The sequence below is a fragment of the Mesorhizobium sp. M4A.F.Ca.ET.090.04.2.1 genome (assembly GCF_003999085.1).
GTDB lineage: Bacteria > Pseudomonadota > Alphaproteobacteria > Rhizobiales > Rhizobiaceae > Mesorhizobium.
On record NZ_RZOT01000190.1, the window covers coordinates 1 to 10,208 of the forward strand.

The following is a 10,208-nucleotide window of genomic DNA, read 5'->3' on the forward strand; positions in this document are numbered from 1 at the left end:
GGACAAGCGCGAGGTGATCGGCAGCGTGCCGGACTTCGGCCGGGTGGATAACTGAGCCGAGACTACTTCGCCGCCTTCGCCACCTTCGCCCGTTCGATTGCCTCGACGATCATCTTCTTGGCGTATTTGGAATCGTGCCAGCCCTCGATCTTGACCCATTTGCCGGGCTCGAGATCCTTGTAGTGCTCGAAGAAGTGCTGCACCTGATCACGCGTGATCTCGGGCAGATGCGTGTACTCGGTGACGTTCTCGTAGCGCAGCGTCAGCTTCGGCGACGGGACGGCGATCACCTTCTCGTCCTGGCCGGCATTGTCTTCCATGATCAGCACGCCGATCGGCCGCACATTGATGACGCAGCCCGGCACCAGCGCGCGCGTATTGCAGACCAGCACGTCGATCGGATCGCCGTCGCCCGACAGCGTGTGCGGCACGAAGCCGTAATTGCCGGGATAGCGCATCGAGGTATGCAGGAAGCGGTCGACAAACAGCGTGCCGGCCTCCTTGTCCATCTCATACTTGATCGGCTCGCCGCCGATCGGCACTTCGATGATGACGTTGACGTCTTCCGGCGGGTTCTTCCCGGTGGCAATCGCTTCGATGCGCATAACTCAAATCCCTCTCTCGATTTGTCAGACCGATAGCGGCGGACGCGTCATGGTGCAATGCGGCGAATCGTGCGGGGAGAATAACAACGCCGAAACGCGGGCGTTCATTCCCAGACGAAGGCGACCTTCTTCAGCGCCTTTTGCTCGAATATCTCGACGCCTTCGGCGATGTCGCGGCCGCCGGCGCCAGCATAGAAAGCGAGCGCGTTCTGGTTGTCCTCAAGCGCCCAAACCACCATGCCGCGCAGGCCGTGGTCGGCTAGGCGCGCGCGGGCCGCGCTGAACAGCCGGCTGCCGAGCCCGATGCCTTGGTATTCCGGGCGCAGATAAAGCTCGTAGATCTCGCCCTGCTGGCGGAGTTCACGGGCGCGATTCTTGCCGATCGTGGCGTAGCCGGCGATCGTGCCGCCAATCTCCACCACCAGCACGGTGGCGGCGCGGCGAATCGCGTTCGCCCACCAGTCGGCGCCGCGGCGGTTGATCATCGAGGTCAGCGTGCGGTGCGGAATAATGCCGGAATAGGCGCCGCGCCAGGCCTCTTGATGCACGTCGGCGATGGCCGCCGCGTCGCGCGGCTCGGCCTTCCTGATGTCGATGGTCAGCGTGTTCATGATTGGTTAACCATAAACCCGCATCGCCGGATTGCAAAGAGTCCGGCCCACGGCATCCGCGCTTTCGCACAGGCGAACAACAGGGCGCGGGAGGGCTCAGCGCAGGTTTAAGACTAATCTCAAATCTCGACGAGATGATCGTCCAGCTCGTTGGCATCGCCCGCTGTGACAGGGAAATGTTCGGCCAGCACCGCGCCAACCGATTCGACGGCCTTGATGAACCCGTCGGCGAGCCGGTCGTCGCCGGCATGCGCGGTAAGGTCGCGCACCACGCCGTCCCAGACATGCTGGCCGACCTTGCTGTTGATGCCGCTGTCGGCGACCACCTCGGCATAGCGCTCGGCGATCGAGACGAAGACCAGCACGCCGGTGCGCGCAGCGGTGCGATGCACGTTGCGGGCAAGGAACTGCTTGACCGCGTTGAGATGCGCCGCCTGGTAACGCAGGTGGCGCGGCACGAAATGGATGCGCAATCCGGGCAGCGCCCACAAGAGCACCAGCACCGAGGCCAGCGCCAGGAGCTCGGCGAAAACAAAATGCGGCAGGCGGATCGACAGCCACCAGGCCTCCAGCCCATAGGCGACGGCAAGGGTGGCGACGAGCATGGCTAGCGTCGTCATGAAGGCGGCGGGAAAGAAATAGCCGTCGCTGGCATGCGCCACGACGCAGTAGATCTCGCCGTCGGTCCTCGCCTCGGCGGCGCGGATCGCCTCGGCGATGCGCTCATGATCCTGCGGACTGATCGGTCGTGTCGCCATGTGTCTCACCAGCTTCCCGAGGAGCCACCGCCGCCCGACGAACCGCCGCCACCGGAGAATCCGCCGCCTCCGCCGCCCGAGGACCAGCCACCGCCGGAGCTCCCCGAGGACCAGCCGCCGCTGGACGAGCGCTTGCCGGGCTCGAAGGTCATGCCTAGCCAGCGATAGCGGCCGGGGCCGATCCTCTGGCCGAAGATCGGTGGCAGGATGGAAGCGGCAAGGCTGAGAACGAGGATGGTGATCCAGACTGCGATGAAGATCGAGAAGAACAAATCGTCTGAATTGAATGGCGCCTGCTCGTTGCGCTTGCCGCGCGCCTCCAGTTCCTCCGGATTGCCTTCCAGCACCATGATCATGTCGTCGACGGCCTTGGTTATGCCTCCGGAGAAATCGCCGGCGCGGAAGGCCGGCACCATGTCGTTCTCGATGATCAGCTTGGTGTGCAGGTCGGTCAACGTGCCTTCCAGCCCATAGCCGACCTCGATGCGCATCCTGCGATCGTTCGGCGCCACCACGAGCAGGACACCGTTGTTCTCCTTGGCCTGGCCGAGCTTCCAGAACCGGAACAGCCGGTTGGCGTAAGGCTCGATCTCCTCGCCACCCAGGCTGGGGATGGTTGCGACGACGATCTGGTCGGAGCCCTTCTTCTCGAAATCGGCGAGTTTTTTCGTCAGCGCGGCTTTTGTTCCAGCGTCGATGATACCGGCATTGTCGACGACGCGACCGGTGAGCGCGGGCAGATCGGCGGCGAAGGCGGTGAGAGGGAGGAGGAGGAAGCAGACGAAGCTCAGCAAGACGCCAACGAAGGCGTTCTGGCGCGCGCCCCTATATCCTGCCGGACATCTCCCCCACTTGGGGGAAGATTGACGGCTCGACCACCAGCCCTCCCTTTCAGACGTTGGGGAATGGCGAAGGCGAACGCGACGAACAATCTCCCCCCCTGGGGGGGAGATGTCCGGCAGGACAGCGGGGGGCGCGAAGGAACGCAAGGCTGGCAAGCTCGGTAAACTAACTCGTCGTTCAACCGCCCTGCTTCGTGCCGAAATCGACCTTCGGCGGCTGCATCTTGTCTTCCTCCACGGTGAAGTTAGCGAAGGGCTCGTTGCTGCGGAACCAGAAGGTCGCCCACAACACCGACGGGAAGGTCTTCAGCGTCAAATTGTAATCCTTGACCGCCTGGATGTAGTCGCGGCGCGCCACCGCAATGCGGTTCTCGGTGCCTTCGAGCTGCGCCTGCAGCGCCAGGAAGTTCTGGTTGGCCTTGAGGTCGGGATAGGCTTCCGACACCGCGATCAGCCGCGACAGCGCGCTGGTCAGCCCGGCCTGGGCATCCTGGAACTTCTTGAGGGCCTCGGGATCCTTCAGCGTTTCCGGCGTCACCGTGATCTGCGTCGCCTTGGCGCGCGCCTCGACCACGGCGTCCAGCGTGTCCTTCTCATGCGCAGCATAGCCCTTGACCGTCTCGACCAGATTGGGGATCAAGTCGGCGCGGCGCTGGTACTGGTTCAGCACCTCGCTCCAGGCCGCCTTGGCGTTTTCCTCCGCCGTCGGGATGGTGTTGTAGCCACAGCCGGCAAGCAGCGGCAGCACGATGGCCATCATCAGAATGGCCGGCAGATGGCGGAAGATGGAGGGGGAAGAGAGGCTCTGGGCAAGCATGATTTGGGTCCCTCGTCGGAAGTTGCACGCGAAGCATTACCACAATCCGCGTGCAAGAAAATGACCCGGCCGGAAAGCTTCCACTGCCATCCCGCTGCCCTGCAGGCAGGCCCTGTGAATGGCCGGGCGAACAGGCTAAGGTCCCGGCTGAACAGGACATTGCCATGGCCGAGCGCCAGGACAGCGACAAAGAATCGCGCCGTATTCTCGAGCGCGTGGAGCGGGAGACGAACCCGGGCGGCACGTCGTTCATCGCCCGGGCGGCGAAAGGCGCGCGCGACCATGTCAACGCCGCGGACGCCGACCGTTCGGACCGGATCGACTATTGGGGCACCCGCATCGGCAGGGTGCTGGGGCTCGTCATCGCCTTCGGCCTGCTGGCCTGGCTGGTGTATTTCGCCACGCGTGGCGGTTAGGACCGGACATCCATGAATGCTGAAAAAGCCGGCGCGCCGCGCGCGGTCATCGTCATCTCCAGCCATGTCGCGCGCGGCTCTGTCGGCAACCGCGCCGCCGTTTTTGCGCTGGAGACACTGGGCTTCCCGGTCTGGGCGGTGCCGACCATCGTCCTGCCCTGGCATCCAGGCCACGGCCGGGCAACCCGCATCGTGCCGCCGCTCGACCAGTTCAAGGCGCTGATGGCCGATCTCGAGCGCGCGCCCTGGCTGGGCGAGGTCGGCGCGGTGCTGTCTGGCTATCTGGGCGAGGCCGGCCAGGCCGAGGCCGTCGCCTCGCTGGTCACCGCCGTCCGGGAGAGGACGCCGAACGCCCTCTATATCTGCGATCCGGTGATGGGCGATTCCGGCGGGCTCTACGTGCCGGAGCCGACAGCGGCGGCCTTGCGCGACCGGTTGATGCCGATCGCCGACATCGCCACGCCCAACCGCTACGAGCTGGAATGGATGGCCGGGGCACCGCTTGCCGACCTGAAATCGGTGATGGCGGCAGCCCTTCACGCCGGTCCCTCGACCATGCTGGTCACCTCCGCGCCTTCGATGATGGCCGGCGGTACCGGCAACCTCCTGCTCGATTCCAGGCAGGCGTTGCTTGCCGAGCACCGCCTCATCGACAAGCCGCCGAACGGGCTGGGCGACCTGACGGCCGCCGTCTATCTGGCGCGCATCCTCTCCGGCCAGCCGCCGATCAAGGCGCTGCAGTCGACCACGGCCGCCGTCTACGAGATCCTGGCGCGGACCGCCAAACGCGGCGGCGACGAACTGCAGCTCGAGACCGACGCGCAGAGCCTGTCGCATCCGATGGCGATGGTGCAGCTGCGCCACCTCCTGCACCCGGAGCGGGACAAGCGGGCGTGACGGCCGGCGTGCTGGTCGGCGTCGACGGCTGCAAGGCCGGCTGGATCGCCGTCCATCGTCATCCGGATGCCGCTCCGTCGATCTCCGTCTTTCCAGGCTTTGCCGCTTTGCTCGCCGCATTGCCCGCCGGCGGCGCCACGATCGCCGTCGACATGCCGATCGGCCTCCCCGACTTCTCGCAAAGGGGAGGACGCGGCCCGGAGGCGATCGTGCGGCCGCTGCTTGGGCAGCGCCAATCGAGCGTGTTCTCGATCCCCTCGCGCGCGGCGCTCTATGCCGAGACGGACGGCTTCACCACGGTCGAGGCCTGGTACGCCGCGCATCGCCGCGCCAGCGAGGTCGCCAAGGCGAGTTCCGATCCGCCGCGCGGCGTCTCGATCCAGGCCTTCGGCATCTTTGCCAAGATCCGCGAGATCGATGCCCTGCTGATCGCGCGGCCGGAGTTGCGCGGCCGCGTCTTCGAATCGCACCCCGAGGTCGCCTTCTGCCGGCTGAATGGCGGCCAGGCCATGGCGCTGCCGAAGAAGGTCAAGGGCGCGATCAACCTCGCCGGGATGGAGGAACGCAAGGCGCTGCTATGCCGGCATGGCTATGAAAAGAGCTTCCTCGATCAGCCGGCACCGAAGGGAGCCGCCGCCGATGATTTTCTCGACGCGGCAGCGATGATGCTGATTGCCGGCCGCATCGCCAGTGGCGAGGCAAGGCCGAATCCGGACCCGCCGCTGTCGGATCGTTTTGGCATTCCAGTCGCCATCTGGGCATAGAGCGACAGGTTGAGCCATGTCCGCCGCATCGCGATTGCGACGGAGCCATCCGCAATTCGGCATTGCTCGCGACCGGCTTTTGCCGTTAGAGGCTTCTCCAGACTGAAAGTGCCGCATCCAACCCGGAAAGGGTCCAGACGCCGCCCATGCCCCATCTTCCCGAACATCTGCTCAACGGCTATCGCAATTTCATGAACGGCCGCTATCCGGCCGAAAGCGGGCGCTACCGCTCTCTGGCGCGCGAAGGCCAGGCGCCCGAGACGATGATCGTCGCCTGCTGCGATTCGCGCTCCGCCCCTGAGGCGATCTTCGATGCCGGCCCGGGCGAGTTGTTCGTGCTGCGCAATGTCGGCAATCTGGTGCCGCCCTATGCGCCGGACGGCGAATTCCATTCGACCTCCGCCGCGCTCGAATTCGCGGTGCAGAGCCTGAAGGTAAAGAACATCGTGGTGATGGGCCACGGCCGCTGCGGCGGTATCCGCGCGGCACTCGACCCGAATTCCGCGCCGCTCTCGCCAGGCGACTTCATCGGCAAGTGGATGAGCCTGATCGCGCCCGCCGCCGAGACCGTGTCGTCCAGCACCTTCATGACGGCGACCGAGCGCCAGACCGCCCTGGAGCGCATCTCGATCCGCTACTCGATCGCCAACTTGCGGACCTTCCCTTGCGTCTCCATCCTCGAAGGCAAGGGCAGGTTGTCGCTGCACGGCGCCTGGTTCGACATCTCGACAGGCGAGCTGTGGGTGATGAACAAGGAGACCGGCGATTTCGAGCGGCCGGATCTGGGGTGAGGCCCGCGATGCGGATCGTTTCCCAGGGAACCGCGATAGCCGCCGCGCTGTTCTTTTCGGTCCTCGCCGCCCGCGCCGATGACGGCGCGCTGATCGACCGCTGGTATTCGGCGCTGCTCGTCGCCGACCGGACGGAGCTCTCGGATTTGCTTGCCGACGACGTGCGCATCAAGCTCGACGACCTTGGCGTCGTGCAGACCAAGCAAGAGTTCATCGCCTCGATCGACGATTGGCAGGGCGCTGTCGCCGGCGCCGCGATCCGTCATCGCATCGAGAAGTCGGAAGCCGGCGTCACCACGGTGATCGCCTGCTACGACTTCCCCAACAACGACATGCTGATGCACGAGACCTTCTCCGTCGCCGGCAACCGCATCACCGCCAGCACGCAGGCGGCGATCGCCGAAAGCTGCGAGGCCTACTGACGGGCCCACCGCGCGGTTGCGCGCGACAAGCCCGCGCCCTACATCGGTCTCGCCTCCCATTGCCACCAATCGAAAGTTCTTCAATGTCATCAGCCGTCGATCTCGCCGCCCATCCGCTGACCAAATGGCAAGGGCCGCTCGGCCTGCCAGATTTCACCCGCATCGGCGATGGCGATTTTGGCCCCGTCTTCGACGCGGCGCTGAAGGCGCATGAGGCCGAGATCGATGCGATCGCCGGCAGCAGCGAGGCGTCGACGATCGAGAACACGCTGGCCGCGCTGGAACTCGCCGGCGAGGCGCTCGACCAGGTTTCGTCGATCTTCTGGTGTCGTGCCGGCGCGCACACCAATGAGGACATCCAGGCGCTGGAGCGCGACATCTCGCCGAAAATGTCCAGGCATTTCTCGGCCATCTCGATGAACGAGAACCTGTTTGCCCGCATCGACGACCTCTACCAGCGCCGCGAAAGCCTGAAGCTGGATGCAGAGACGCTGCGCGTGCTGGAAAAGACCTGGAAGGGTTTTGTCCGGTCCGGCGCCAAGCTCGACGCCGGCGGCAAGAAGCGGCTGGCCAGGATCAACGAAGAGCTGTCCTCGCTCGGCACCAGCTTCGGCCAGAACGTTCTGGCCGACGAGCGCGACTGGGCGCTGTTCCTCGACGCTGCCGATCTCGCCGGCCTGCCGGATTTCCTGAAAAGCGCCATGGCGGAAGCGGCCGAGATGCGCGGCCAGAAGGGCCGCTTCGCCGTGACGCTGTCACGCTCGATCTACGAGCCGTTCTCGACCTTCTCCGAGCGCCGCGACCTGCGCGAGATCGCCTTCCGCGCCTTCACCATGCGCGGCCAGAACGGCGGCGCCACCGACAACACCGAAGTGGTCCGCGACATGCTGAAACTGCGCGCCGAGAAGGCAAAACTGCTCGGCTACAACTCCTTCGCAGCGCTGAAGCTCGACGACACCATGGCCAAGACCCCGAAAGCCGTGCACGCGCTGCTCGACCCGGTATGGGAGAAGGCGCTGGAGAAGGCGGCGTTCGACCAAAAGGAATTGGAGCGGCTGGCGACAGAGGCCGGCAGCAACGAAAAATTCGCCGCCTGGGACTGGCGCTTCTACCAGGAGAAGCTGCGCGCCGAGAAATTCGCCTTCGACGAGGCCGAGCTGAAGCCATACCTGCAGCTCGAGCGCGTCATCGACGCCTGCTTCGACGTCGCGACGCGCTTGTTCGGCATCAGCTTCGAGGAGAAGCAGGGCATCGCGGCCTGGCATCCCGACGCGCGCGTCTTTGTGGTCAAGAACGGCGACGGCAGCGAGCGCGGCCTGTTCCTCGCCGATTACTTCGCCCGGCCCTCCAAGCGCTCGGGCGCCTGGATGAGCGCGCTGAAATCCGGTTATAAGCTCGGGCACGGTTCCAGGCCCGTTATCTACAACATCATGAACTTCGCCAAGCCGCCGGCCGGCGAGGCCGCACTCCTGTCGGTCGATGAGGCGAAGACGCTGTTCCACGAATTCGGCCATGCACTGCACGGCATCCTGACCGACGTCACCTGGCCGTCGGTCTCGGGCACGTCCGTGAGCCGAGATTTCGTCGAGCTGCCCTCGCAGCTCTACGAGCACTGGCTGACGGTGCCGGCGGTACTCGAAAAGCACGCGCTGCACGTCAAGACCGGCAAGCCGATGCCGAAGGACCTGCTCAACAAGATGCTCGCCGCCCGCACCTTCGGCGCCGGCTTCGCCACAGTCGAGTTCACCGCCTCGGCGCTGATCGACATGGCCTACCATGCGCGCCCCGACGCGCTGCAAGAGCCGCTTCGTTTCGAAGCCGAAACGCTCGACAAGCTCGACATGCCCGACAGCATCGCCATGCGCCACCGCACCCCGCATTTCGGCCATGTCTTCGCAGGCGACGGCTATTCGGCCGGCTACTATTCCTACATGTGGTCCGAAGTGCTCGACGCCGACGCCTTTGCCGCCTTCGAGGAGGCGGGCGATCCCTTCAACCCGGCATTGGCCGAGCGGCTGAAGCAAAACATCTACGCCGCCGGCGGCTCCAAGGATCCGGAAGAGCTCTACATGGCGTTCCGCGGCAAGATGCCGTCGCCAGAGGCGATGATGGCGAAGCGGGGGTTGGTGTGATTGGCTAATCTCCCCCCTCGAGGGGGAGATGGCCGCAAAGCGGCCAGAGGGGGTCGGTTCGACTGGACGCGAGCTCCTGCGGCAGATGGAGCCTAGCGCTTCACGCGCGAGGACCCCCTCTGTCGCCTTTGGCGACATCTCCCCCTCAAGGGGGGAGATTAGAGCCACGGATCCGCCACCCTCGGCCACACCGGCCGCACCAGCTTGGTGTAATCCGTCACCGCCGGATTGCTGGGATACGAACTCGGCGCCGAGACATAGATAATCTCGGCGGCGATCGGCGCGAAGCCGGCATAGAAATGGTTGGTCGACTTGATCAGCAAAATGTCCTTCGACAGCGGATCGACGCCGATGTTGGAAAAGATGTCCGGCTCGAAGGTCTGCGTGCGGTTGGTGTTGAGGATGACATCGACCTCGGTGCCTTCGACGCGCACCACCGCGGCCGACCCCAATGTCACCCGGCTCGGTCCGAAACTCTGCCAGCCTTCGCCGACCGCCTTCAGCACCTTGACCCGCGCATCGATCGGCTCGCCCGCCAGTGGCCCGGCCTTGCCGCCGAAGCGCAAATCGATGACGGCGCCCTCACCCGCTGCCTGACAGAACGTCACCGCGATCGGATCCCAGATCGTCGCCATGCCGACATTGCTGATGCCGCGCGCGAGCAGCTCGCGCAACACGACGGTGCCGTCGCCGGCAACGCCGCCACCGGGATTGTCCCAGATGTCGGCGATGACCACCGGTTTGTCCGGATTCGCCTTGCGCACGGCGAGCGCGCGCTCGATGCCGTCGGCCGTGTTCAGCATCGTCATCGCTGTCCTTTCGCGCATGGCGTAGAGTTCGCGCCCCAAGCTTTCCGCCAGTGCATCGCCCTTTTCCTTTTCGTTGTCGGTGACGACCAGGATGCGCGTGCCCATCTCCGGCACGTCTGCGGCCATGAAGCCATGGATGACCGAGACCGACAGCACGCCGTCCTTGCCGTGCAGCGCGTTGATTTTGTCGACGAAGGAGCGCATCGGCTCGCGGCTCGTCGGCAGCACTTGGATCATGCGGCAGTCGAAGGTCGAGATCACCGGCTTGATCTCGCCGCGCGCAGCGGCGAGACCGAGCTCGACGACATGCTCGCCGCGCTCGTAGAAATCGGTGTGCGGGGATT

General features: G+C 65.2%; 12 protein-coding genes. 6 read left to right on the top strand and 6 right to left on the bottom strand.

Features of this window, described 5'->3' with window-relative positions; genetic code table 11:
* Positions 1–62 precede the first annotated feature (62 nt).
* The 5 genes from ppa to EN781_RS15315 form a co-directional block, all read right to left on the bottom strand.
* On the bottom strand, positions 63–605 hold the full coding sequence (gene ppa / locus EN781_RS15295) for an inorganic diphosphatase (protein ID WP_126057567.1): 543 nt from the start codon (positions 603–605) through the stop codon (positions 63–65).
* A gap of 104 nt (positions 606–709) precedes the next feature.
* Positions 710–1,216 carry a GNAT family N-acetyltransferase gene (locus EN781_RS15300; protein ID WP_126057566.1) on the bottom strand — a complete coding sequence of 169 codons (507 nt, stop codon included), beginning with the start codon at positions 1,214–1,216 and terminating at the stop codon, positions 710–712.
* A gap of 119 nt (positions 1,217–1,335) precedes the next feature.
* The gene (locus tag EN781_RS15305) at positions 1,336–1,974 is read right to left on the bottom strand and encodes a TPM domain-containing protein (protein ID WP_127400115.1); all 639 of its coding nucleotides are present in this window, start codon (positions 1,972–1,974) and stop codon (positions 1,336–1,338) included.
* Positions 1,975–1,979: 5 nt separating this feature from the next.
* Positions 1,980–2,768: a YgcG family protein gene (locus EN781_RS15310; protein ID WP_126057565.1), complete on the bottom strand. Its 789-nt coding sequence runs from the start codon at positions 2,766–2,768 to the stop codon at positions 1,980–1,982.
* Positions 2,769–2,994: 226 nt separating this feature from the next.
* Complete coding sequence (locus EN781_RS15315) at positions 2,995–3,633, bottom strand: LemA family protein (RefSeq protein WP_126057564.1); 639 nt, start codon at positions 3,631–3,633, stop codon at positions 2,995–2,997.
* A gap of 164 nt (positions 3,634–3,797) precedes the next feature.
* Between EN781_RS15315 and EN781_RS15320 the strand changes: the two genes are divergently transcribed.
* The 6 genes from EN781_RS15320 (at position 3,798) to EN781_RS15345 (ending at position 9,055) form a co-directional block, all read left to right on the top strand.
* A complete protein-coding gene (locus tag EN781_RS15320; RefSeq protein WP_126057563.1) occupies positions 3,798–4,049 on the top strand; it encodes a hypothetical protein in 252 nt (83 codons plus the stop codon).
* 12 nt (positions 4,050–4,061) lie between these two features.
* The gene (gene pdxY, locus EN781_RS15325) at positions 4,062–4,946 is read left to right on the top strand and encodes a pyridoxal kinase PdxY (RefSeq protein ID WP_126057562.1); all 885 of its coding nucleotides are present in this window, start codon (positions 4,062–4,064) and stop codon (positions 4,944–4,946) included.
* Positions 4,943–5,710: a DUF429 domain-containing protein gene (locus EN781_RS15330; protein ID WP_126057561.1), complete on the top strand. Its 768-nt coding sequence runs from the start codon at positions 4,943–4,945 to the stop codon at positions 5,708–5,710. The genes pdxY and EN781_RS15330 overlap by 4 nt, the downstream gene beginning before the upstream one ends.
* Positions 5,711–5,856: 146 nt before the next feature.
* Positions 5,857–6,501 carry a carbonic anhydrase gene (locus EN781_RS15335; RefSeq protein WP_126057560.1) on the top strand — a complete coding sequence of 215 codons (645 nt, stop codon included), beginning with the start codon at positions 5,857–5,859 and terminating at the stop codon, positions 6,499–6,501.
* 8 nt (positions 6,502–6,509) lie between these two features.
* Entirely contained in the window at positions 6,510–6,923 is a 414-nt protein-coding gene (locus tag EN781_RS15340; RefSeq protein WP_126057559.1) for a nuclear transport factor 2 family protein, read from the top strand.
* Positions 6,924–7,006: 83 nt separating this feature from the next.
* A complete protein-coding gene (locus EN781_RS15345) occupies positions 7,007–9,055 on the top strand; it encodes a M3 family metallopeptidase (RefSeq protein WP_126057558.1) in 2,049 nt (682 codons plus the stop codon).
* A gap of 158 nt (positions 9,056–9,213) precedes the next feature.
* On the opposite strand, the gene EN781_RS15350 is transcribed toward EN781_RS15345, so the two are convergent.
* Positions 9,214–10,208 (bottom strand): M81 family metallopeptidase (locus tag EN781_RS15350; protein ID WP_145965515.1); only part of this gene is annotated, 995 nt, incomplete at its 5' end.

Coding starts and splice junctions, on each gene's coding strand:
- pdxY (WP_126057562.1), top strand. CDS start 4,062: ATGAATGCTGAAAAAGCCGGCGCGCCGCGCGCGGTCATCGTCATCTCC.
- EN781_RS15345 (WP_126057558.1), top strand. CDS start 7,007: ATGTCATCAGCCGTCGATCTCGCCGCCCATCCGCTGACCAAATGGCAA.
- EN781_RS15340 (WP_126057559.1), top strand. CDS start 6,510: ATGCGGATCGTTTCCCAGGGAACCGCGATAGCCGCCGCGCTGTTCTTT.
- EN781_RS15320 (WP_126057563.1), top strand. CDS start 3,798: ATGGCCGAGCGCCAGGACAGCGACAAAGAATCGCGCCGTATTCTCGAG.
- EN781_RS15305 (WP_127400115.1), bottom strand. CDS start 1,974: ATGGCGACACGACCGATCAGTCCGCAGGATCATGAGCGCATCGCCGAG.
- EN781_RS15335 (WP_126057560.1), top strand. CDS start 5,857: ATGCCCCATCTTCCCGAACATCTGCTCAACGGCTATCGCAATTTCATG.
- ppa (WP_126057567.1), bottom strand. CDS start 605: ATGCGCATCGAAGCGATTGCCACCGGGAAGAACCCGCCGGAAGACGTC.
- EN781_RS15300 (WP_126057566.1), bottom strand. CDS start 1,216: ATGAACACGCTGACCATCGACATCAGGAAGGCCGAGCCGCGCGACGCG.
- EN781_RS15315 (WP_126057564.1), bottom strand. CDS start 3,633: ATGCTTGCCCAGAGCCTCTCTTCCCCCTCCATCTTCCGCCATCTGCCG.